General features: G+C 57.5%; 15 protein-coding genes. 6 read left to right on the forward strand and 9 right to left on the reverse strand.

Features of this window, described 5'->3' with window-relative positions:
- Positions 1–2: 2 nt before the first annotated feature.
- The 4 genes from Abci_RS05460 to Abci_RS05475 form a co-directional block, all read right to left on the reverse strand.
- Positions 3–3,305, reverse strand: a complete 3,303-nt coding sequence (locus Abci_RS05460) for an efflux RND transporter permease subunit (protein WP_048838125.1) — start codon at positions 3,303–3,305, stop codon at positions 3–5.
- The gene (locus Abci_RS05465) at positions 3,302–6,478 is read right to left on the reverse strand and encodes an efflux RND transporter permease subunit (RefSeq protein WP_048838126.1); all 3,177 of its coding nucleotides are present in this window, start codon (positions 6,476–6,478) and stop codon (positions 3,302–3,304) included. Before Abci_RS05465 ends, Abci_RS05460 begins: the two co-directional genes overlap by 4 nt.
- Complete coding sequence (locus Abci_RS05470) at positions 6,475–7,752, reverse strand: MdtA/MuxA family multidrug efflux RND transporter periplasmic adaptor subunit (RefSeq protein WP_048838127.1); 1,278 nt, start codon at positions 7,750–7,752, stop codon at positions 6,475–6,477. The genes Abci_RS05465 and Abci_RS05470 overlap by 4 nt, the downstream gene beginning before the upstream one ends.
- Before the next feature lie 263 nt (positions 7,753–8,015).
- The gene (locus tag Abci_RS05475) at positions 8,016–9,410 is read right to left on the reverse strand and encodes an MFS transporter (RefSeq protein ID WP_048838128.1); all 1,395 of its coding nucleotides are present in this window, start codon (positions 9,408–9,410) and stop codon (positions 8,016–8,018) included.
- 108 nt (positions 9,411–9,518) lie between these two features.
- Between Abci_RS05475 and Abci_RS05480 the strand changes: the two genes are divergently transcribed.
- The 3 genes from Abci_RS05480 to Abci_RS05490 all read left to right on the forward strand — a co-directional run bounded on the left by Abci_RS05480 (position 9,519) and on the right by Abci_RS05490 (position 11,708).
- Positions 9,519–9,824: a CsbD family protein gene (locus Abci_RS05480; protein ID WP_048838129.1), complete on the forward strand. Its 306-nt coding sequence runs from the start codon at positions 9,519–9,521 to the stop codon at positions 9,822–9,824.
- 124 nt (positions 9,825–9,948) lie between these two features.
- Positions 9,949–10,578: a ribonuclease HII gene (locus Abci_RS05485; RefSeq protein ID WP_048838130.1), complete on the forward strand. Its 630-nt coding sequence runs from the start codon at positions 9,949–9,951 to the stop codon at positions 10,576–10,578.
- Positions 10,575–11,708 (forward strand): site-specific DNA-methyltransferase, encoded by a 1,134-nt coding sequence (locus Abci_RS05490; protein WP_048838131.1) that lies wholly within the window; start codon positions 10,575–10,577, stop codon positions 11,706–11,708. Before Abci_RS05485 ends, Abci_RS05490 begins: the two co-directional genes overlap by 4 nt.
- 69 nt (positions 11,709–11,777) lie before the next feature.
- Here the strand turns inward: Abci_RS05490 and Abci_RS05495 are convergent, their stop codons facing one another.
- The 5 genes from Abci_RS05495 to Abci_RS05515 form a co-directional block, all read right to left on the reverse strand.
- The gene (locus tag Abci_RS05495; RefSeq protein WP_048838132.1) at positions 11,778–12,383 is read right to left on the reverse strand and encodes a hypothetical protein; all 606 of its coding nucleotides are present in this window, start codon (positions 12,381–12,383) and stop codon (positions 11,778–11,780) included.
- A gap of 70 nt (positions 12,384–12,453) precedes the next feature.
- Positions 12,454–14,631, reverse strand: a complete 2,178-nt coding sequence (locus Abci_RS05500; RefSeq protein ID WP_048838133.1) for a hypothetical protein — start codon at positions 14,629–14,631, stop codon at positions 12,454–12,456.
- A 6-nt stretch (positions 14,632–14,637) separates the two neighbouring features.
- Complete coding sequence (locus tag Abci_RS05505) at positions 14,638–17,460, reverse strand: DUF4159 domain-containing protein (RefSeq protein WP_048838134.1); 2,823 nt, start codon at positions 17,458–17,460, stop codon at positions 14,638–14,640.
- Positions 17,457–18,560, reverse strand: coding sequence for a DUF58 domain-containing protein (locus Abci_RS05510; RefSeq protein WP_048838135.1), 1,104 nt, complete (start codon positions 18,558–18,560; stop codon positions 17,457–17,459). Before Abci_RS05510 ends, Abci_RS05505 begins: the two co-directional genes overlap by 4 nt.
- Positions 18,523–19,545: an AAA family ATPase gene (locus Abci_RS05515; RefSeq protein ID WP_048838136.1), complete on the reverse strand. Its 1,023-nt coding sequence runs from the start codon at positions 19,543–19,545 to the stop codon at positions 18,523–18,525. Before Abci_RS05515 ends, Abci_RS05510 begins: the two co-directional genes overlap by 38 nt.
- A 131-nt stretch (positions 19,546–19,676) precedes the next feature.
- On the opposite strand from Abci_RS05515, the gene Abci_RS05520 reads away from it, so the two are divergent.
- The 3 genes from Abci_RS05520 (at position 19,677) to Abci_RS05530 (ending at position 23,421) form a co-directional block, all read left to right on the forward strand.
- Entirely contained in the window at positions 19,677–20,237 is a 561-nt protein-coding gene (locus Abci_RS05520; RefSeq protein ID WP_048838176.1) for a DUF1285 domain-containing protein, read from the forward strand.
- 3 nt (positions 20,238–20,240) lie between these two features.
- Positions 20,241–21,473, forward strand: a complete 1,233-nt coding sequence (locus tag Abci_RS05525; protein ID WP_084597534.1) for a CCA tRNA nucleotidyltransferase — start codon at positions 20,241–20,243, stop codon at positions 21,471–21,473.
- A gap of 73 nt (positions 21,474–21,546) precedes the next feature.
- The gene (locus Abci_RS05530; protein WP_084597535.1) at positions 21,547–23,421 is read left to right on the forward strand and encodes an ABC transporter ATP-binding protein; all 1,875 of its coding nucleotides are present in this window, start codon (positions 21,547–21,549) and stop codon (positions 23,419–23,421) included.
- Positions 23,422–23,426 lie beyond the last annotated feature (5 nt).

Consider the following 23,426-nt stretch of genomic DNA (forward strand, 5'->3'; position numbering starts at 1 on the left):
TTTCAGGTATCTTGCAGGTTACGGGAAAAAGGAAGGCGCCACAGTCTACCCTGTTCTATACGCAGGCGCAGGCCGTCTATCAGCAAATAAATAACAGGCGTGGTGTAAAGTGTCAGCGCCTGGCTGACCACAAGCCCGCCAACAATGGCAATACCCAGAGGGCGCCGGAGCTCCGCGCCATAACCATTGGCGACAATAAGCGGCGCGGCGCCAAGGGCTGCGGCAAGGGAGGTCATCATAATCGGGCGGAAGCGTAGAAGGCACGCGGTCCGAATGGCTTCCAGTGAGGAAAGGTTTTGCTCCCGCTCTGCCGCAATAGCAAAATCGACCAGCATGATTGCGTTTTTCTTCACAATGCCAATCAGCAGAATAACGCCGATCATGGCAATGAGCGAGAATTCTTCCCCCGCAATCTGGAGCGCCAGAAGGGCTCCTACACCTGCGGAGGGCAGGGTGGAGAGGATGGTAAGGGGGTGCGCATAGCTTTCATACAGCACGCCCAGCACAACATAGACTGCCACCAGAGCCGCCAGAATCAGCAAAGGCTCATTGTTGACGGTCTTCTGAAACTGCGCGGCATTGCCAGCAAAACTACCGTGAATGGTAGGGGGCATGTGCAGTGCAACCTGCGCAGCTTCGATAATCTGCGTAGCGGCTCCCAAAGAGACGTTCTGCGCTAGATTGAACGAGATTGTAGACGCAACAGATTGTCCCTGATGATTAACTGACAGAGGCGTTTTGGTCTGTTTAAGTTGCGATATAAAAGTCAGCGGGACTACGGACGAAGAGGACGTAGAGACGGCAGACCCATTTGAGGCTCCGCTGCCACCAGCCAGTGCATTGGCAATCTGGTTCTTGAAGGATTGTGTGCTCAGGCTGGATGCCACATCGTTCCCGGCTGAATCCCGCCCCGTGGTGTTGCGTACACGGATGGTATTGGCGCGCGTTCCCCCACCAGCGGACCCGCCAGATACGCTCACCCAAACCTGGTGCAGGTCATTGGGAGAAGACCAGAAGGCGGGGTCAGCTTCCATGACAACGCGATACTGGTTGAGCGGATTATAAATGACAGAGGCGGCACGCTGACCAAACGCATCATAGAGTGTGTTGGACAGCATTTGCGGGGTAACATTGACCCGCGCCGCCGTGTCACGGCTGATCATGACACTAATGGCGGAGCCACCTTGCTCAACATCGGAAGTAACTTCTGTCAGTTCCTTATGTTTTTGCAACTCCGCCTGCAATTTGCTGGTCCAGGAATAGACCTCTGAGGCATCCTCCCCCTCCAGCGTGTACTGGTAAGAGGCGCTGCTCTGGCGCGCTCCGGCACGGACGGCACCAGGCTGCATCAGGAAAAATTGAGCCCCGACCATGGAGGTGAATTTGCTTTCAATACGCGCAATCAACTCGGTTGGGGTATCGTGGCGCTCTGATTTGTCCTTGAGCTGTAAAAACATATTGGCAGAGTTGGAGGAGCCGCGTCCGCCCATAAAACTGGCAACACTTTTTACATCAGGATCGCTTTTGATAATGTTTTGTACCTGCGTAAGCTTTTTTGACAGGGCTTGAAAAGAAATCCCTTGGTCACCGCGTAGATGGCCCATCAACATTCCCGTATCTTCTGTTGGGAAAAACCCTTTGGGCATATGCACAAATAACGCGACGATCATAACAAGCGTTACAGGTAGCGAGAGAAGCACCAGCCAATAGTGTCGCAGGGCAATATCCAGAGAATGGGTATAATGCGTCTGAACGCTATCCAGAAAACGGGTTATGCTGCCAGATATTTTTGAAAGAAAACCGTTCTTTTTGCTCTGTTCAGGCGGTGTGGCTTTAAGAATTTGCGCGGCCATCATTGGGGTGAGTGTCAGGGAAAGCACCATTGAAATCAGAATGGTGATGGACACGGTCATGGCAAATTCGTGAAAAAGCCGACCAGCTAAACCGCCCAACAGCAGAATGGGAAGAAAAACGGCAATAAGCGAAATGGAAATGGAAATAACCGTAAAGGCAACTTCCTGACTGCCCTTGAGTGCTGCCTCTCTGGGGGACAGGCCTTCTTCAATATAACGCGCAATATTTTCCACAACCACAATGGCATCATCAACCACAAAACCAGTTGAGACGGTGAGCGCCATGAGGGACATGTTATCCAGCGAATACCCCAAAAGCTTCATGGCGCCGAATGTCGCGACAATAGACGTTGGGACAACAATGGCTGGAATAAGCGTCATACGAACAGAGTGCAGGAAGACCAGCACAACCAGAATAACCAGTACGACGGAGATAATGAGGGTGAGTTGTGTATCAGCCAAAGAGGCACGGATGGTCAGAGACCTGTCCAGCCCAATATGCAGGTCAACGCCCCCGGGTAATGCTGAGCGCAGGAGCGGTAATTTGGCGTTAATTTCATCCACGGTCTGAATAACGTTGGCACCGGCTTGCGGGAACACGATACCAATAACAGAGCGGGAATTATTGAAAAAACCGGCGTTGTGTAAGTCTTCAACGCTATCATCGACCCGTGCGACATCGGACAGCCGGACAGGGCGGTTGTTGCGCCATGCAATAATCAGGTCACGGTAGGATTGTGCATCCCGTGCCTGATCATTGGTATCCAGTGTGAAGCGGAAGCCGTTCTGGTCAATAATCCCTTTGGGGGTGTGGGCGTTGGCGGATGCCAGAGCCGCCCGAATATCCTCAAACCCGATCCCGTAACGGAAGAGCGGCAGCGGGTTGATTTCCACGCGGACCGCGGGAAGGGAGCTTCCTCCGATTTCAACCTGACCCACACCCCGGATTTGTGAAAGTTGCTGCACCAGCACATTGGTTGCGTAATCGTAAAGCTGGGGCTGCGTATGGGTATCTGACGTGAGCGCCAGAATAAGAACAGGCGCACCATTGGGGTTTGCTTTGGAATAACTGGGGTTCTGGCGCAGAGATGTCGGGAGGTCTGCGTGTGCCGCCTGAAGAGCTGCCTCCACATCCCGCGCGGCCCCGTTAATATCCCGCGATAAAGCAAATTGCAGCGTAATGCGCGTGGTGTTCTGGGAAGATTGAGACGTCATTTCCGTAAGGTCTGCAATCTGGCCCAGATGCCGCTCCAGCGGTCCGGCTACGGCGCTGGCTATTTCTTCTGGAGAGCCACCAGGTTGGCGGGCCTGCACCTGAATGACCGGAAAATCGACATTCGGCAGGTCCGCTACGGGCAGGCTTCTATACCCCATCAAGCCTGCCAGCAGTAACGCCACAGTCATGAGCGTCGTGGCAACTGGCCGGTCAATAAAGATCCGGCTTATGTTCACGGCGCAGCCTGTTCCGGGTGATGCGTCTGTTTGCCTTGCCGCCACGTTGCCCAGCGATGACCCCACGTATCAAGCGTGAGGTAAATGACAGGGGTGGTGAACAGGGTAAGAAGCTGCGAGAGCGCAAGGCCGCCGATAATAGCCAGACCCAAGGGGTAGCGGAGTTCAGATCCAGTGCCCTGCGAAATAACCATAGGAACAGCCCCCAGCATGGCGGCCAAGGTGGTCATGAGAATGGGGCGGAAACGCAGTGTTGCGGCCTGCCGTATGGATTGTAGAGAGTCCATGCCATGTTCACGCTCCGCTTCCAGCGCGAAGTCGATCATCATGATGGCGTTTTTCTTCACAATACCAATCAGCAGAACAATGCCGATAATACCCATGACATCCAGCCCGGCACCCGCGACCCACAGTGTCAACAACGCCCCAATGGCGGCGGAGGGCAGGGTGGAGAGAATGGTGACGGGGTGAATGAAGCTCTCGTACAAAATACCCAGCACGATATACACGGCGATAAGTGCTGCCGCGACTAGGAAGATTTCGTTGCTGAGAGACCCTTCAAACGCAGCCGCAGTCCCCTGAAAGGATGTCTGGAAAGACGCTGGCAGCTTGATCTCTTCTTCTACCTTGCGGATGGCTGCCGTGGCGTCCCCCAAAGAATAGCCGGGGGCAAGGTTGAACGAAATGGTTGTGGCCGGGAACTGCCCGAAATGGGTAATGAGCAGCGGCGCAGTATCATGAGTAACAGTTGTAACAGCCGGTAGGGGCACCAGCCCGGATGTTGGGGACCGGGTTGGGCCGGATGCACTTTCACCCGAGTTCCCGCTAATACCGGGCAGATATAGCTGGTTGAGCGAGAACAGACTGTTCTGAAAACGAGGGTCTGCTTCCAGAATGACACGGTACTGGTTGGACTGCGTGTAGATGGTAGAGATCTGACGCTGGCCGAAAGAGTCATACAACACGTTGTCGATTGTTTGCGGTGTGATGGAATACCGCGCACCGGTTGTACGGTCGAGCGTAACCTTGGCCACCAGCCCCTGCGCCTGAAGATCCGATGTTACATCAGAAAGCGCAGGTTCTGCCCGCAGGCGTTCCAGCAGCTTGGGAACCCATGTGTTGAAAGCGCTGTATTCCGGGTTTTCAAGCAGGAACTGATACTGTGTTGCGGTGACGGTCGTGTCCAGTGAAAGGTCCTGCACTGGCTGCATGTAGAGCTTGATGCCAGTAACCTGCGCTGTTTCCTGCGACAGGCGGCGCGCAACCTCAGCGGCACTGCTGGAACGGGCGTCATGGTCCTTCAGGTTGATCAGGAAACGGCCCTGGTTGAGGGTTGCGTTCTGACCATCCACCCCAACGAAGGAAGAAATGGACACGACATCCGGATCTTTAAGAATAACCTTGGCCAGATCCTGCTGATGGGTCTTCATGCTCTCGAAAGAGATGGACTGTGCAGCAACAGAGATACCCTGAATAACGCCAGTATCCTGCTGCGGAAAAAAGCCTTTGGGGATGACATAGGCCAGCACGCCAGTCAGAACCAGTGTCCCTACCGCTACCAGAAGGGTTGTTACGCGGTAGGCCAGCACAACGTCCAACGCCCGGTCATAGGCGGCAATCAGTTTTTCGGTTGCAATTTCAACTTTTGCGGACCAGCGCTGGAAACGGGTGGTTGCGCTGCTGGCGTCGTGCGGGCGCTCGGTCAGGATACGGGCGCACATCATGGGCACCAGCGTAAGGGAGACTATGGCTGACAGAACAATGGTGACAGACAGTGTCAGAGCGAATTCATGGAAGAGGCGCCCGACAACATCGCCCATGAACAGGAGCGGGATAAGCACGGCAATAAGAGAAATGGTCAGCGAGATAATGGTAAACCCGATTTCTCCGGCCCCTTTGATGGAGGCGGACATACGGTCTTCACCCATTTCGACATACCGCGAAATGTTCTCGATCATGACGATGGCATCATCCACAACAAAGCCCGTTGCGATGGTGAGCGCCATAAGAGAGAGGTTATCCAGCGAGAAGCCCAGCAGATACATGATCGCCAATGTGCCTACGATAGAAAGCGGCACAGATAGGCTGGGGATGATGGTTGCGGGAATATTGCGCAGGAAAACAAAAATGACGGCAACAACCAGAACCAGTGCCATAAAAAGCTCGAACTCAACATCCGCAACGGAGGCGCGGATGGTTGTGGTTCGGTCCGTCAGGGGGACGATATCAATACCCGGAGGGAGCGATTTGCGAAGCTGAGGCAAGGCGTCCTTGATGTTGTCCACAACCGCAATCACGTTGGCGCCGGGCTGGCGCTGGACGTTCATGATCAACGCAGGCGTCAGGTTGGACCATGCTGCCAGTTGGGTATTTTCCGCCCCAATCACCACAGAGGCAACATCCCTCAAGCGAATGGGGCCGCTGTTCTGGTACGCAATAACCTGATTGAGCAGGGTGTCTATGGAGGTAATCTGCCCGTCAACACGCAGGGTTGCCGCACGGGTAGCGCCGTCAAATGTCCCGGTGGGAGAATTGACGTTCACGTTGCCAATGGTTGTTCGCAGGGTATCCAGATCAATGCCGTAAGAGGTCAGCTTGGGAATATTGACCTGAACCCGGATAGCCTTGCGGTTACCCCCCGACAGAGAGACAAGTCCCACGCCTGAAATCTGGCTGATTTTTTGGGCCAGTCGCGTGTCAACGTAGTCTTCCACCTCCGGCAGCGGAATGGTGGCGGAGGTGATGCCTAGCGTGAGGACAGGGGTATCAGCCGGATTTACCTTGGCGTAAATTGGCGGCGCGGGCAGGTCGCTCGGCAGGAGCGAGTTCGCCTGATTGATGGCTGCCTGCACCTCCTGCTCTGCCACATCCATGGACATGGTCAGGTTGAAACGCAGGGTAATGACGGAAGCCCCGCCCGACGAGCGGGAGGTCATCTGGTCAAGGCCCGGCATTTGCCCGAACTGCGTTTCCAGCGGTGCCGTGACCGATGTTGCCATGACATCCGGCCCGGCACCGGGGTAGAAGGTCTCAACTGTAACGGTTGGATAATCTACCTGTGGCAGGGCGGAGATAGGCAGAAAATGATAGCCCAGTAACCCTGCCATCAGGATGGCAAACATGAGCAGGGTTGTGGCTACCGGCCTGCGGATAAAGAGGGCAGAAGGATTCACTGCGCTGACGTGCCTGCTGGGGTGTCGGGTTTATCGGTTTTGGTCGCGGCTGGAATGGTCACTTTAGCCCCAGCGCGCAGGTGGTCCGTGCCGTCTGTCACAACGCGGTCACCAACCTTCAGGCCAGAGCTGACGACAGTGCGTGTACCATCGGAAATACCAATGGTTACGGTACGGACATCCACCGTGTTGTCATCTTTCACCACATAGACAAACTGACCGGATGGCCCTGTTTGAAGGGAGGCCGCAGGAACGAGGATGACATCCTGCAAGGTTTTGACCAGCAGGCGCGCGTTAACGAACTGGTTGGGGAACAGATGTTCATCCGTATTCGTGTAGATAGCACGCAGGCGTACGGTGCCTGTGGCGGTATCAATCTGGCTATCCAGCACGCTGACCGTGCCGTCTGCAATTTTTTTGGTGTTGGAGCTGTCCCATGCCTCAACAGGCAAGGAGCCGGTGGCGCGGAGTTGCTCTGCCACCTGCGGCAACTGATCCTGCGGCAGGGTGAAAATAACGGAAATAGGCTGCATCTGTGTCAGGACGGCAAGGCCGCCAGACTGACCTGCTGAGAGGTAGTTGCCTTTATCCACCGCACGAATACCTATGCGGCCATCAACAGGGGCTACAATGTGACAGTAAACAAGCTGAAGTTTCTGGGCATCCACCAATGCCTGATCAGACTTTACCGTTCCTTCAAGCTGCTCGACCGTAAATTCCTGATCACGCGCGGTTTTGGCATCAATACTGTCCTGCTTGATAAGGCGCTGGTAGCGGCCGTTATCAACGCGGGCCTGCGCCAGTTGTGCCTTGTCCCGTGCTAGCTGGCCTTCGTACTGGTCCAGCAAAACCTGATAGGGGCGCGGGTCGATAATGGCCAGAAGGTCGCCCTTATGGACATGCTGACCTTCCGTAAACAGAACATCTGTCAGGTAGCCCTCAACGCGGGTTTGTACCGTGACATTGGTAATGGGCACCACTGTGCCAAGTTCAGTCAGCACAACGGGCATGGTGCCGTGCTGGACAACTTCAACCGCAACAGGCTGTGCATCGGCTGCTCCGGCATCTGCCGCAGGGGCGGTGCTGGCCTGGGTGGCCGCACTATGCCGGTGGTGCTTGCCTGTTGTCTGCTTTGCCCCATGCGGCCAGAATGCAAACGCCAGAAGGCATACGCCAGCAACGGCAACGCCGCTCCAGATAAGACGTTTTTTCTTGGCAGATGTGCGGGGCGGGTGGGGTGAATCGGATCGAGGGTCCGTGGTATGGTTATCCATAGGGCGCGCTTGGTCGTTCACCTGAAATTATTGACTGGAAACGTACGAAATAGCCGCACCGGCTTTTGACGGCGTGCCGGGCAGGTAGATAGCTATGCCAGAGTCAGTGCCAATAAGAAACAAATAAAAGCACAAACCCACAGCTCCCGAGAGTGAAAAGCAGTTTAACCTATCCAAGTTTGGAAGGGGGGCCAAGGATATTGGGCCGAAAACTGGGTTTATATTAAAAATGACATATGCAAATGGCCAGCAAGAGGCTGATTTTATGCCTTTTTACCGGTTAAAACAGCGCCCGCATTGGGGGCGAGCCGCGCGGCTGCCGGGGTGGCCAGTAACGAGATAAACCCGACCACCAGAAACGCTATGACAAAGTCATGTGGCGTGGGTTCAGAATGGAAATTCAGGATGCCCGTTAGGGTCAGGGTGCCTGCGGCAATGCAAATGCCCAAAGAGAGCATCAGTTGCTGCATGGTGGCATAAAAGCTGGTTGCGGCACTCATGCGGCTGGCCGGAATATCGGCATAGGCAATGGTGTTGTAGGCCGAAAATTGTACGGATTGCGCCATGCCGGACGCCAGCAGGATGGCTGCCAGAACCCAGAGCGATTGCCCACGATGATACTGGGCCAAAAGTGCGGCCAGTATGCCTGCGGAAAGTCCGTTTGTGACCAAAACCCGCCGGAAGCCCCATTTACGCAGTATGGCGGGCACAAATGGCCTTATGCCAATTGCCCCAACAGGGGCCAGGAAAGTCACCATGCCGCTTTGTGCGGCCGTCATGCCGGTGCCAATTTGCAGGAAGGTTGGCAGCAGAAAGGGGAAGGCCCCCACGGCAATGCGGGAGGCTGCACCCCCTATGACCGAAATGCGGAACGTGTCTGTGGCCAGAAGGCGGAAGTCCAGCAAGGGAGCGCGGATGCGCTGGGCATGAAGGCCGTAAATGCTCATCAGGCCCGTGCCCATCAGCAGAAGCGTGAGAATAAGGCTTTTAGTGCCCTCATTGTGGCTGAACAGTTCCGCGACAAGAGAGAGGAGGGCCAGCCCGCCCCCGGCAAGAAACATGCCCTTGAGGTCAAATGGTGGCGGATGCTTCTCCCTGACTTCCGGAATGAAGCGCCGGGTGAGGATAAGGCCGATAATGCCAACCGGTATATTAAGGTAAAAATTCCACCGCCAAGAAAGATAGGTGGTGATAAAGCCGCCTACAACCGGCCCGAGCAGAGGGCCAAGTGTTGCGGGCAGCATCATCCACGTCATGGTGCGGACAAGCTCTTCCCGTGGGGTGCTGCGTAAAACCACAAGGCGGCCAACCGGCACCATCAGTGCTCCGCCAATGCCTTGCAATGTGCGCATACAAGCCAGAAACGTAAGGCTATGCGCGGATGCGCAGGCAACCGAACACAAGACAAACATAATAATGGCCCCGCTCAGCACGGTGCGGCTGCCCAGCCGGTCTGCCAAAGCGCCGGAAGCGGGGATAAATATGGCCAAACCAATAATATATGCAGTCAGCGCAACAGACGTTGCAACCGTATCCACATGTAAACTGTTAGCAATGGATGGGAGGGCTGTTGAAAGAATGGTGCCATCAAGTTGCTCCATAAACAGCATGGAAGCGACAATAAGGGCTGTGAGATGAACGCGGCTGAGTGACACCATGCTAGTCAGAGACGCGTTTTTGCGGTCTGATGCAACAGCCGACCACGCACTATTACCGCTTTTTTAAGCGGATGTGTGTGGGAACACGATAACAAAAGGAGACGCCAAATGGCTGACGATAAACTGAAAAACGTGTCCAACAAGGTTGAAGGTCTGGTTGATGAAACCAAAGGACGCGTCAAAGACGCCGTGGGTGGTCTGACGGGTGATCTGGGGTTGCAGGCTGAAGGTAAGTTTGACCAGTTCACTGGCGCCGCCCAGCAGGACTTTGCTGACCTGTACGAAGAAGGTGAAGGCGTGGTGGAAAAAGCCGTGACCTTAGTGCGTGATAAACCCCTGCTGTCACTGGGTATTGTGTCCGTGGTTGGCCTGCTGGTTGGCTGGCTGCTTTTCCCACGTGGCAAACGTTCCTAAAAAAATACCGACTCCGAGTCTTGCGCTCGGAGTCAAAAAGTGATTCTCCTTGCCTCACAGAGTCGGTGATGGTGCGACTCGGTAATTTTAACCGAGTCGTTCCAAATCAGTCGAAAGAGGGGCAATGCCGGATTTTACGCGGGAAATGCAACACGGTGGGCGTGTGGCGGGAGTGGATGAAGTGGGTCGTGGCCCGCTTGCTGGTCCTGTCGTGGCTGCCGCAGTCGTGTTTGCCGCTGGCGTGCCGGATGACCTGGCTGCCGTTATTGATGATTCCAAAAAACTGAAGCCAGTGCTGCGTGAGGCCATAGCCGCACGCCTGCCCACTGTGCCGGGTATTGAAATTGGGCTTGGCGCAGCTTCCACCTCTGAAATTGACGACATGAATATCCATCATGCCGCACATCTGGCCATGCAGCGTGCTGTAGCACGTCTGCCAAGCCTGCCGGATCATGTGCTGGTTGATGGCAACAAGACCCCGGATTTTGGGTGCAGCACACAAACGCTGGTTGGCGGTGACGGCCTGAGCCTGTCTATCGCGGCGGCGTCCATCATCGCCAAAGTGGTGCGCGATCGCATCATGGCGCGTCTGGATGCCCGTTGGCCTGCTTATGGGTGGGACAGGAATGCCGGTTACGGCACGCCTGTGCACCGGCATGCGCTGACCACAGTGGGCGTCACCCCGCATCATCGTAAAACTTTCGGCACAGTACGCCGGCAACTTGAATTTTTTAACAGGGAGGGCCGGGCATGAGCGGCGCACAATCAATGGGCATGGAACTGCCTCTGGACCAGATTCTGCGCGGCGAATGTGTGGAAACCATGCGTGGCCTGCCTTCAGGCTCCGTGGACTGCATTTTTGCAGACCCGCCTTATAACCTTCAGTTGCGTGGTGAACTGCGCCGCCCGGATGACAGTCTTGTTGATGGGGTGGATGACGACTGGGATAAATTCACAGACCTTCAGGCCTACGACAAGTTCACGCGGGACTGGCTGACGGAAGCGCACCGGGTGCTACATAAAGATGGCACCATGTGGGTAATTGGGTCTTACCACAATATTTTCCGCATCGGGGCTATTCTGCAGGATCTGGGATTCTGGATCCTGAACGATATTGTGTGGCGGAAGTCCAACCCTATGCCTAACTTTCGTGGGCGGCGCTTTACCAATGCGCACGAAACCATGATCTGGGTGGCAAAAAGCGAAACAAGCCGCTACCGCTTCAACTATCAGGCCATGAAAGCCCTGAATGATGATGTGCAGATGCGGTCAGACTGGTATTTGCCCCTTTGCACCGGGAATGAGCGCCTGCGGAACGAGCATGGCCTGAAGCTGCACCCGACACAAAAGCCTGAAAGCTTGCTGCACCGGGTTATTCTGGCCTCCACCGCTGTTGGGGATGTGGTGCTTGACCCGTTCACAGGCACGGGCACAACACCGGCTATGGCCCGTCGGTTGCGCCGCCGCTTTATAGGAATTGAGCGTCACCCGGACTATGTGGCGGCTGCACGAGACCGCGTTGAGCGTGAAGTGCCACTGGCCGAGGACGCCGTACAGGCAACGCCTGATAAGCGCGAAACGCCACGTGTACCGTTTGGTAGTCTGGTGGAGCAGGGGTTGATTGGTGCCGGTGTTGCCTTGTGTGACAAGAAGCAGCGCGTTCAGGCAACGGTTGCACCGGATGGTACGCTGGTGAGTGGCACGAAGCGCGGTTCCATTCACAAAATGGGCGCTATGCTGACAAATGCTCCCTCCTGCAACGGTTGGACATTCTGGCACTTTGAGCGGAATGGAGAATTGCTGCCTCTGGATGTGCTGCGGCAGGAAAGTCTGGCCTTGGCACAACAGACTATGGAAATGGCGTTACAAACGGCGGTTGGCTAAAACAAAACTGCCTGCGTAATAAAAAAGCCGCTCATAAAGAGCGGCTTTTTTTGTTTGAACTGCTTAGGCTTATCTGCCGCCGAACCCGAGAAAGCCGATTTCCGGCTTGGCTGTGCCGCCAGACTGATCATAACGAGTGCCATAGCGTGACGTCTTGCTCGGGGCTTTGCCTGCACCGATTGTAAGATGGCCCGAACCATTTTCCATGCTCATGCTCGGCTCGCCGGTTGCCACGGCGGTGCGTGCCCCTTGTTCGTCCGCGCTGCGGAGGGAGAGCAGTAGGAAGGTGATGGGGTTACGGTTCAGGTCAATGGACATTTCAAGCGGCGTCTGTCCCAGAATATTCCGGTGATACATGTCCGCGCCACGGTTGATAGATTCTTTGGCCGCACTGACGCTGCCACGATTAATGGCGTCAAACAGGGCAGCGGTTGGCTCCATGTCCGCATTGGCATGTTCACCGTCATCTTCCTCATTCCCTGCGCCGGGAATGGCGGCCGGTGGGGCTGCGCGTTTGGCTTCTTTGGCAGCCTCAGCTTTTTGCTGGGCTTCTTCCGCAGCGGCCTGCTGCTCCTGCTCACGGGCGGATTGCGCCCAGGCGGAGGCAGGAAGGGCAACTGCCAGAAAACCAGAGCAGGCCAAAGTAGCCGGAAGAATGCGGAACAAGCGGGTCATGTTCTGTCCATACGGAAAACGATAACAGCCAAACTATCACATTGGCAGGACGGCGGGAAGAAGAAGCCGCTCAAGAACGTCCTTCCCGCCACCAGCCTACAAAAAGAAGGCCGAGTGAAACAATAAGCATAAGCCACGCAGGCAGGAGCGGTGTTGCCGTCCGGCCTGTGACAACATGGGCATTCCTATGTGGAAATCCCGCCCAGTCCGTCCCGTGAAAAGACGAGCCATTGACCAGTTTAAGGCTTGGAGCCTGTGCCGGAGCGCCTGTCCAGAACACACCACCGCCGCTGGCGGTGCTGAGGGATGCGAGACGGGACGCCGTTGCCCGAATATCAGTAAATTCCTGTGGATCAGGCGGCATGGCGGCAGCAAAAGCCTTGTGGCTTCCATCATCGACCTGCCAAATCCCGGCTTGCTCCGCCTGCATGTGGCCAGTGGTGATGCCATTTTTTACAGGAGAGGGAGAGGACGCAGTTTTATCCGCTTCAACAGGGCTTAGCGCCAGAGGGTGTGTCTGCCCATCCGGTGCCGTAACTGTCACGGTGGCAGGCGTGCTGCCAGTGGCACTGCGGCGCGTGACTGTGAGGACGCCCCCTTCATCTTGTGCTGTCAGTTGCTCCTCTTCCAGTTCCGGCTCTTTCATGAGCCAGTGAGAAATGCGGCGTAACAACTCAGCCTGTGGCCCTCCGCCGCCTTCACCCCGTGACCAGAGCCATATCTGGTCAGAGAGCAGAAGGGCGACCCGGCCTTGGTCAACCCGGTCCAGCACTAGCAGTGGTGCATTGTCCGGCCCGCTGAGCAAGGTCTGGCCATGTGTGGAACTGGGTTTGAGCGACCGATACCACGGCCCCCACTGGCCTGTGATGGTTTGCGCCGTGTCCGTTTGTGCGCCGGTGCCGGGGGTTGGCGCACCCGGTAAAGCGGCCGTCACCGGGTGATTTTGCCCCTCTGCTGTTAGGCGCGGGCGGAAGGCCTGCTCTACCATGCTGCCATCAAGCGGAACATGCGCAGGCAGAATATCGCCTACCGCCGTGTCCTGTAGTGTACCGGGGCCGACAAATTCCGGCCCGGCAGTCAATAGCAGGCCACCCCCTTTACGCACAAAATTTGCAATGTTGCGCAGGTAGCTGGGGGGCAGGATGTTCTGATTTTCAAACCCGTCCAGAATGATCAGATCAAACTGATCAATCTTTTCCTGAAAAAGCTCCCGAACCGGGAAGGCAATCAGAGCGAGGTCGGACAGGGGGGTACCATCATCCTTATCCGGTGGCCGCAGAATGGTGAAGTGTATGAGATCGACAGACGGGTCAGCTTTCAGCAGACGCCGCCAGACCCGTTCCCCCTGATTAGGTGTGCCAGAGATCAACAGAACCCGGAGCCGATCGCGTATGCCATTCATCCGGGTAACGGTCTGGTTGTTCAGGCTGGAGACCTCGCCCTCCAGAGGGGACACAGCAAGGCTGACAAGGATTTGGCCAGGGTGTGAGGCCGGTATTTCAATATCCTGTGGTGTGCCTGTCTTAATTGGTAAGGTGAAAGGGGCATCCCCATTCACACGCACCGTCAGCGTAGCCGGGGTACCTTTTGCTGTGCCGGGGCCGGAATCATCGGCTTGCACACGCACAGTGGCGGGCTGGCCCACAATAGCATAGGGCGGAGCTTGCAGAACCCTTAACCGGCGATCACTTTCCTCCCCTTTGGCGGGAAGAATGACATGCAGTGGCAGCGTGGTTTTACTGCTATCCGCAGCGGTGAGTGTCAGTTTTTCGGGCAGGGTTTGCGGTGTGTCCGCAACCTGACCATCCGTGAGCAGTATGGCTCCAGCAAATTGGTCAGAGGGAATATCCGCCGCAGCCTGATCCAGCGCGTCAAACAGGCGCGTACCATCATGGCCGGAATTTCGCACTGTCACTGTGCGGAGGCTGAGGCCCTGCTTCTTTTCATCCGCCAGCAGGTGTTCTGCCTGCTGTGCCAGTGCCGCGCGTTGGCCCAGTGACATGGAGGGGGATTGATCCACCACCAGCAATGCGGTTTCTGGCAGCATATGCCAGCTTTCATGCAGGCGTTGTGGTCCTGCCAGCCATACCAGAACCGAAGTAATGGCAGCCAGCCGGAAAAACGCGCCTTTTGTGCGGTGGAACAAGGCGTAGACACAGAGGGCAAGAGCGATGAAGCCAAGTGTGATTAGAACCCACACAGGCACAAGAGGCGCAAAGCCAAAGCTGGAGGTGAGGTGAGTAAGCATGGCCTCTTATTCCCCCAGCCGTTTAAGTAGCATGGGCACGTGCACCTGATCTGCTTTATAATTGCCTGTCAGGGCGTAAATAACGGCATTAACCCCGAAGCGATACGCCAGTTGCCTCTGCTCCGCTCCGCCGGGAATAACGGCGTAGGGTGTGTTGCCATTTTCATCGACCGCCCAGGCGTGCGCCCAGTCGCCTGAACCGATGATAACCGGGCTGACATCATCATTCTCCGCAACGCCTTCACGCGCGACCCAAATGTTTTGGCCAGCGTAACGGCCCGGAAACTCATGCAGCATATAAAAAGTATGTGCCAGAAGGTGATGGTCGGTCATGACGCTGAGTGGCGGAATGGGCAGGCCATTCGTCACGCGCCGCAGGGCTGAGCGTGAGCCAGGGGCATCCCCGGCAAATCCGGAAGAGGGGTCAGCAGTGTCAGCGTTGCCGGAATCCTGCCCTTGCGTATCAATCAGCAAAATGCCGCCATGCGCCATAAAGGCTGTCAACGCAGCGGTCTGTTGGGGGGTGATGTGCGCATCTGCCGTAATTGGCCAGTAAAGCAGGGGATAGTAACTCAAATCATCCTGCCCGATGGTCACTCCGTCCGGGTGGCCGAGCATGGCGGAGGTACGGGCGTTGGCATAGTCAGACAAGCCCTGAAGACCCTGTCGGGAGACGGTATCAATATCGGTGTGGCCAGTCAGAACATAAGCCAGCCGGGTTTCCAGCGCCCCGCCGGGCACATGGGCCGTTGCTGGCGTATTGGCTGTTGGGGTCGCAGGTGTTTGTGCCTGTGCGGCGGGCTGCGCGGCGCACAGCAGGACAAATGCCATGGCGATACTGCTACGACGGCTAAAAGGGCGTTTGCCCAGTTTCAAGCCTTGCCGCATGGCCAGAACCAGCGCGGCGTCCAGCAGAAGCAGGGCAAGAGCAGCCAGCAGGCAATAGCGGCCTACGGGTGTGTCCGGTCTATGACCAGACGGGCTGGTTATGACCCCAAACGCTGCTGCTGGTGTCAATGTATGCAACTGTGTTGCTGCGTTAAGAGCACGGCGTGTGGCGCGTGGGCCATACAGGCCGGGTGGATGTGCCGCAGATGCCTGTGTGGTGGCAAAAGCATTGGCCCGCAAACCTTTGGCTGTGGCTGGTGGAGGGCCAAGCGCGCCGTCTCCATCCAATGTCAGCACAGGCGACAGAATACTGGTATCGGCTGGAATGCTGACCCCATTTGCGTGCTCTGTCAGGCGTTGCAACATGCTGACAAACAGGCCGGAAAGCGGCAGGTTAGACCAGTCTGCCGTGCTGCTGACATGAAAGAGAATGACCTCGCCCTTACCAAGTTCTTTATGGGTCACAAGCGGTGTGCCATCCGCCAGTCGCGCCCAGCTATGGGCGGACAGGTCTGCCATGGGGCTGGCCAGTACCTGCCGGGAAATTGTGACGTCTGACGGAATGGCCAACCCGTGGAAAGGAGAAGATGCGTCAAACGGAGCAAGCTTCTGCGGTGTGCCCCAGGTCATGGTGCCGCCAAGCTGTCGTGACCCGTCCAGCAAGGCGACGGGAAGCAGGGCATCGTGTCCGTTATCCAGAGGGTCTGTGCCAGCGGGGGCATCGGGTGGAGGGGTTGCGCTACCATCGTGCTGGGCCCCTGCAAGAGCCGGGCCAGCAAACCGAATAAGCGTGCCGCCATTTTTGACCCATTCCGCTACTTTCTGGCGTAGGGCTGGGTCTGCCAAGGCCCCATCGGGCGCAATCAGCACAGAAAAGGGTTGGGCCAGCAGGGTTGCGGCAGGGCCTTCATGCAGGTCTGCTGTGGGGGCCAAAGCACGACGGAGGTAGAAAAGTGGGCCAATCAGAGGAGTATCGGCAGCGCCTGTGGTCATGAGACCAACCGGGCGCAGGCGGTCACCTTCATCAAGCAACAGCGTGGTGGCCGCACTTGGCTGACCGGAGAGAGACAGCCGGTCAATCCGGTTGCGCACCGTGGTCGGCAGATCCACCACAACGTCCGTCCCGCCACTTTTGGCGGGAAGTGTTACAGGAACAACGGCAAGCGTTCCGCCACCCTGTGTATGAACATGCACGGTAACAGCCCTCGGGGCCTCGGCGGGCAGGGCGAGAAGGTGCGCCATGACGGCACCGGTATGGGAGTGCGCCGGTTGCAGGGCGTATATGGCACTGTCAGGGATCCGTATTTCCTGAACGGGACCTAGGGCCTGCAAGAGTTTTGCCAACTGGGCATCCCCGTCACTGGCCACTCCGTTGGCGATATACACCACATTTCCGATGGATGGCAGGCTGTGAGCAGCAAGTTTGCGGGCCAGAGCCGTCCGGTCTGTTCCCCACGGGGAGGGGCGGAGGGAGGCCAGTTCCTGCCTGACCATTTTTGCCGGACGAAGTGTGGGAGGCGCGTCAGTACCGTCTTCAGCACGTGTGCCCGCTGTGCGTAACAGGAGAACGGGCCTGTTGGCGTGGTCCGCATCATCAACAAGGCTTTGGGCCACAGCCAGCCGCTCTGGCCAGCTTGCAGCGGACAGCATGTCATCATCCAGCACCAAGGCAAGGGGGCCATGCCCAGCGGACGGGAGAGCATCTCCCGTAATGACAGGATGAGCCAGCCCTAGAACCAGCAATGTCACAGCGCACAGCCGTATGAGCAGCAGCCACAAGGGCGCACGGCTGGCATCTACTTCCTGCGGATGGAGGCTGCGTAAGATCTGGATGGCAGGAAAACTCTGCCTGCGTGGGCGCGGTGGCGTTGCCCGGAGCAGAAACCATACGAGCGGCAGGCTCAACAGCCCCAATAGGGCGAGGGGGGTCAGGAAGATCATGCGCGGTCTCCCTTCAATGCTGCCTTATGGCGTACCTGGTTTTGAAGTGTCAGCAGGCAGCTCAGCGGTGTGTCCTGCGTGCAGTGGCTGACTAGCGAATGGCCATAACGTGCAGCGTGCGCTGTGAGGGCATTTTGACGGGCCAGAAACTGTTTTTCGTAATCGGCCCGAAGCGATTGCACATGTGGCAGGTCAAGCGGCGCTTCCTGCTCCAGCCCCTCAAATGAAATGCGGCCCTGATAAGGGAGCGTTCGTTCTGCCGGATCATAAATATGGAGGAGATGCGCTGTAGCAGGAACGCCCGCCAGTTGACGGAGCACCGTGTGCAAAGCCGCATCCTCGCATAAAAAATCGCTCGTTATCAGCAGGTGGGCATGGCGGGGAATATACGCAGCCACAGGCAGAGCGGGGTAAGAGGGCTCGGCTGTACCTGCAAGACGCAACAGACCCAGAGCTAGTCGTTCCAACGGGCTGCCGCCTGTAGGAAGGGTGGCCAACCCGGCGGGCGTCAACAGGCGTACGCGTTCTCCGGAGCGTAACAGGAGAGCTGCTACCGTGAGTTGCAGAAGCAGTGCACGATCACGCTTTTCCGGCAGAGTAGTGTGAGAGCGCCATCGCATGGACGGTGAGAGGTCACACCACAAAAGAAGGGTTTGTGGTGCCTCGGCCTCGGTTTCACGCACGTAGGTTTGTGTGCTGCGGGCGGATTGCCGCCAGTCTATATGCGCCGCAGGTTCCCCCGGCTGGGCTTGCCTGTATTGCCAGAAGGCTTCGCCCCACCCGCCGCGCCGCTCGCCGTGCTGACCCGCATAGAGTGTCGCGGCAATACGGTTCGCTTTGAGCAGCATGTCCGGCAAGCGGGCAGCAAGAGCCGCTGCCTGTGGGCCAAGGTGACTGCCTTGCACCGAGAGGGCATTATTGCCGCTACCATCGGGCTGCCTGCCGTTAAGAGACGCGGAAAAATCCTGCGTGGCGGCCCAATCGCTCCCCTTCAGTACGGACGTAGCCTGACTGGTGCGTCCCTTCAGGCGTTGCAGGAGACTGGCGGGAGAAAGCAAGATGTCAGCCCAGATGTTTGAGGAGCTGAGTGATGACAGCATCAAGCTGCACCCCATCCGCACGCGCCGCAAACGTCAGGGACATGCGGTGGGCCAGAACAGGGTGCGCCAGAGCAATCACATCGTCTAGATTGGGGGAGAGGCGTCCATCCAGAAGGGCTCTTGCGCGCGTAGCAAGCATGAGCGCCTGCGCTGCACGCGGGCCGGGGCCCCATGCAATCTGGTTACGGAGGGTGTCATCATACGTGGTTTCGGGCCGTGCTGAGCGCACCAGCTTCAGGATGGCATCCACCACCTTGTCACCAACCGGCAGGGTGCGGACAAGGGATTGTGCGGCCAGTAGGTCCTGCGGTGTCATGACTGCTTGGGCTGTAGCACTTTCAGCCCCTGTGGTGGCCAGCAACATGGCACGCTCCGCTGCTTCATCAGGGAAGTTGAGCGGAATTTGCAGCATGAAGCGGTCAAGCTGGGCTTCTGGCAGGGGGTAGGTGCCTTCCTGCTCCAGCGGGTTCTGGGTTGCCAGCACATGGAAGGGGTGAGGCAGCGTATGGTCTGTGCCAGCAATGGCAACGCGCCGTTCCTGCATGGCCTGAAGCAGGGCGGACTGGGTGCGGGGGCTGGCACGGTTAATTTCATCGGCCATCAGAAGCTGGCAGAACACCGGCCCGGGCACAAAACGAAAACTCCGATGACCGGCCGCGTCTTCATCCAGAATTTCACTGCCGGTAATGTCGGAGGGCATCAGGTCTGGGGTAAACTGCACGCGCCGGGCATCAAGCCCCAGCACGGTGCCAAGTGTTGTCACCAGCAGGGTTTTACCAAGGCCCGGAGCGCCAACCAGCAGCCCGTGGCCACCTGCCAGTATAGCCGTAAGGGTCTGGTTTATGACCCGTTCCTGCCCAAAAATAATGCGCGCAATTTCCTGCTGCACTGTTTTCAGGTGGGCGCAAAGGCGGTCTGCCTCACGCACATCTGGGGTTGGTGTGGCGGTCTGGCCGGTGATCGGCTGAGGGTCTGATGCGGTCATGGGTCCAATCTGGGCAGATACGGGGCTTACATCAAGCGGGGTATCATCCCTATATCATGGTCTACGCAGTGAAACAGTCATAACAGGATTATCTGCCAGTGCATGATGAAGGCCCATTCCAACAGCGCGCGGTGCCCTGCCATACCGCAGGACCGGAGGAAGCCGCACGCGGCGGAACTGACAGAAAACTGCCGTTTTTGATAAAGCGTGATGGTGTCTGGCTTTATAAGGGTACGCCTATCAAGCGCAAAGCCATGGTCTGTTTGTTCGGGTCCATGCTCACGCGGGATGATAAAGGGGCATATCTCCTCCGCACTCCGTTTGAGAGTGGGTGCATTGAGGTAGAGGATGTGCCGTTTTTGGCCGTAGGGCTGGACTGGAAGGGCTGTGGACGGGCGCAAAAGCTCTGTTTTTGCACCAATGTGGACGAACCAGTGGTTGCCAGTCGGAAGAACCCGATTCGCGCACAATGGGATGTTCCGCCAGATGCATGCGCCGAGGGTGGCTGCCCCCCTTATATCACCGTACGGGCCGGAGATGGCCGCTTTCCAATAGAGGCGCGTCTTTCCCGCTCGGTCTGGTACGAGCTTGCGGCTCTGGCCGAGCCTGGGCAGTGCAACGGTGTGCCGTGTATGGGCGTGTGGAGCTGTGACTGTTTTTTTCCGCTTTCCCGTATGCCAGCGGAAAGCTGAGTTATGGCGCAGGAAGAAACGCAGCCTGTGCTGACAAAGGGGAGTGAGGGGTTAAGCCTTCCGCAACGTCAGGCTTTGGCTGACATCTGGCGTATTCTGCCAGATGCGCGTCTGGTTGGTGGGGTTGTGCGTGACCTGATGGTAGGCCGCACCGTTGCAGATGTTGATCTGGCCACACCAGAGCCACCAGAACAGGTGCAGCAAAAGCTGGAAGCTGCGGGGATAAAAGTTGTGCCGACCGGGCTGTCCCACGGCACGGTAACGGCGGTTATCGGGGCGGCGCCGTATGAAATTACGACCTTGCGGCGAGATACGGAAACGGACGGACGCCACGCCGTTGTGTGCTGGACACAGGATTGGCGGGAAGACGCCTTAAGGCGGGATTTTACCATCAATGCCATGTCCCGTGACAAAGAGGGGCAGCTTCACGATTATTTTGGCGGGCAGGCGGACCTTCTTGCCGGGCATGTGCGCTTTGTCGGCCAAGCTGGCCTGCGCATAGAAGAAGATGCTCTGCGTATTTTGCGGTTTTTCCGGTTTCAGGCGCGTTATGGCCAAGGTCAGCCAGACCGGGATGCGGTGAAAGCCATTGCAGACCGGGTTGGGCTGCTGGCGCGTCTTTCCGTGGAGCGCATCTGGTCAGAGTTGCAGCGCCTCTTGAGCGGGCCTGCTCCGGCAGGGCAGTTGGCTCTTATGGCAGAGCTTGGTGTGTTGCAGGCATTGTTCCCCCAAGGGACCACATTAGAGCGCTTTAAAGCCTTGATAGATTTGATGCCTCCCGCCGATGCCGTGCTGCGTCTTGCCGCTCTTGTGCAAGGGGATGTGACGACACTGGCCCGAGGGCTAAAATTTTCCCGCGCGGATGAGGTCTCTCTAAAAGCTTTCACGGAGCAGCCTGTTCCGGCACCCGATATGGACGACGCGGCCCTACGGTGCCTGTTATCTGATACGCCAGCATCTATTTTAATAGGGCGGACATGGTTGGTGCAGGCTGACCTGAACCGCGAGAGGCCTCAGTCAGACGAGGAAAAAGCTCAGTTTGCGGACTTGCGTCACAGGCTTGCCACCATGGATACGCCTGTCTTCCCTCTGGCGGGGAGAGACCTGCTTGCCGCCGGTTTGCCGCCGGGGCCGGAAGTCGGGCGTACGCTGGCGCATATTCGGCACTGGTGGCAGCAAGGGGGCTGCGTGGCATCCCGGCAGGCATGCCTTGCTTATGCGGGTTTGGTCTCCTGAGTGCGGCAGAGTATAAATTTTTTTAGGGTCGGCGGCTTTCACGCGTGGGGAAGAGGCTGGTAGAGGAAGCAGCATGAGCTCTTCTGACCCACTTGCACCGTCTCCGTCTTCCCTCGCGTCCGCGCAGGCGCAGCACCCTGAACAGTCTGCCGCAACACGGCAGGATGATGAAGGCTCCTCCAAAAAGAAGAAGCGCGAAAAAGCGGCTCTCTCCGGTGATGATACGCGCGTGTTGCTTGGGCGGTTGTGGCGCGAGCAGGTTCGGCTTTATCCCAGCCGTATTGTTGCTGTTATTGGCCTGACAGTGCTCACCGCCGTGTTTACCGCGCTGTATCCGCTGGTGATCCAGCGTGCGCTGGATATGTTTGCAGAGCGTGACCCGCGTATTCTGTACCAAGTGCCCATGCTGGTGGTGGTGATTACGCTTGCGAAGGCAATCTCCCAATATGCTCAGACGCTGGCCGCGCAAGGGTTGGTTCTGGTGGTGATACGCGGCTTGCAGGGCACGATGTTTGAGCACCTTGTGCAAACAGACATTACCCGTATTGAAAGCGAGGCCCCGGCCAAGCTGGCAGCCCGTTTTACAACAGATGCCGTCTCTATTCGGGAAGCCATGATCCGGGCCGTCAATTCCCTAGGGGATGTTGTGACGGTCGTGGGGCTGATTGTCTCCATGTTCTACATGGATTGGGAACTGAGCCTGATTGCAGGCCTGCTTTACCCCATAGCGGCTGTGCCTATTCAAAAACTGGGCAAGCGGGTTCGTCGGGCCTCTGGCGGTATGCAGGAACGTATTGGCGAGACAGCGGCCTTCCTGACAGAAAGCTTCTCTCAGGCACGGACCGTGCGGGTGTACGGTATGGAGGGAGGCGAGAAGGCACGGGCGACGCTGTCTTTCGATCGGCTGTATCTTGCTATGCTCAGCATCACCAAAGGGCGTGCGCGTGTTGACCCGTTGCTTGAAGCTCTGGGTGGTGCTGCTGTGGCAGCCGTGTTGGGGTTTGCCGGGTGGCGCGCTGCCATGGGCGGCGCCACGCTTGGTGATTTTTCCGGGTTTGTGGCGGCATTGCTGCTGGCTGCCCGCCCGCTGCGTGCCTTGGGGTCTCTTAATGCGGCAGTGCAGGAAGGGCTGGCTGGTCTGATCCGCATTTTCAGCATTATTGATGAAAAACCTGCCGTGACTGATAGCCCGAATGCTGTGGCGCTGCCGCCGGGGCAGGGGCATCTGGTTTTTGAGGATGTCGGCTTTGTTTACAGTGATGGCCGCGTAGGGCTTGATAAACTGAGCTTTGAGGCTTTGCCGGGGCAGACCGTGGCGCTGGTCGGCCTCTCTGGGGCCGGGAAGTCTACCGCCTTGTCTCTGGTGCCGCGTCTGCATGATGTCACATCTGGTCGCATTCTGCTGGATGGGCAGGATTTACGGACGTTAACGCTTGAGAGCCTGCGTGGCGCTATTGCCTATGTCAGTCAGGACCCGCTGCTGTTTGACTATTCCGTGCGCGAGAACATCCTGATTGGCAAGCCGGATGCGTCTGAACAGCAGGTTGAGGACGCTGCACAGGCCGCCGCGGCAGACTCCTTTATTCAAAACCTGCCGGACGGTTACAGAACGAACGTAGGGCCGGGTGGTCAGCGTCTTTCCGGCGGGCAGCGGCAGCGTGTGGCGCTGGCGCGTGCGCTCTTGCGTGACCCACGGTTGTTGTTGCTGGATGAAGCGACCAGCGCGCTGGATAGTGAAAATGAGGCCGCCGTACAGCAGGCGCTGGCACAAATGCGGGATAAGCGGACCACCATTATTGTCGCGCACCGGCTTTCCACCGTGCGGTCCGCCGACCTTGTCGTGGTGCTGGCTGAGGGCTGTGCGCTGGAGAGTGGCACCCATGAAAGCCTTATGGAGCAGGATGGCCTCTATGCCCGGCTGGTGCGTACGCAGGGGCTGGAACGCTAAAAAGA

Origin of the sequence: Acetobacter cibinongensis, assembly GCF_000963925.1 — a bacterium.
Lineage (GTDB): Bacteria > Pseudomonadota > Alphaproteobacteria > Acetobacterales > Acetobacteraceae > Acetobacter > Acetobacter cibinongensis.

What these genes read in the sequence shown, in the direction of transcription:
- Abci_RS05510 (WP_048838135.1), bottom strand. Translation starts at nt 18,560, where the DNA reads ATGCTGTCATCACTCAGCTCCTCAAACATCTGGGCTGACATCTTGCTT.
- Abci_RS05505 (WP_048838134.1), bottom strand. Translation starts at nt 17,460, where the DNA reads ATGATCTTCCTGACCCCCCTCGCCCTATTGGGGCTGTTGAGCCTGCCG.
- Abci_RS05490 (WP_048838131.1), top strand. Translation starts at nt 10,575, where the DNA reads ATGAGCGGCGCACAATCAATGGGCATGGAACTGCCTCTGGACCAGATT.
- Abci_RS05495 (WP_048838132.1), bottom strand. Translation starts at nt 12,383, where the DNA reads ATGACCCGCTTGTTCCGCATTCTTCCGGCTACTTTGGCCTGCTCTGGT.
- Abci_RS05525 (WP_084597534.1), top strand. Translation starts at nt 20,241, where the DNA reads ATGGCGCAGGAAGAAACGCAGCCTGTGCTGACAAAGGGGAGTGAGGGG.
- Abci_RS05480 (WP_048838129.1), top strand. Translation starts at nt 9,519, where the DNA reads ATGGCTGACGATAAACTGAAAAACGTGTCCAACAAGGTTGAAGGTCTG.
- Abci_RS05470 (WP_048838127.1), bottom strand. Translation starts at nt 7,752, where the DNA reads ATGGATAACCATACCACGGACCCTCGATCCGATTCACCCCACCCGCCC.
- Abci_RS05515 (WP_048838136.1), bottom strand. Translation starts at nt 19,545, where the DNA reads ATGACCGCATCAGACCCTCAGCCGATCACCGGCCAGACCGCCACACCA.
- Abci_RS05530 (WP_084597535.1), top strand. Translation starts at nt 21,547, where the DNA reads ATGAGCTCTTCTGACCCACTTGCACCGTCTCCGTCTTCCCTCGCGTCC.
- Abci_RS05500 (WP_048838133.1), bottom strand. Translation starts at nt 14,631, where the DNA reads ATGCTTACTCACCTCACCTCCAGCTTTGGCTTTGCGCCTCTTGTGCCT.
- Abci_RS05485 (WP_048838130.1), top strand. Translation starts at nt 9,949, where the DNA reads ATGCCGGATTTTACGCGGGAAATGCAACACGGTGGGCGTGTGGCGGGA.
- Abci_RS05475 (WP_048838128.1), bottom strand. Translation starts at nt 9,410, where the DNA reads ATGGTGTCACTCAGCCGCGTTCATCTCACAGCCCTTATTGTCGCTTCC.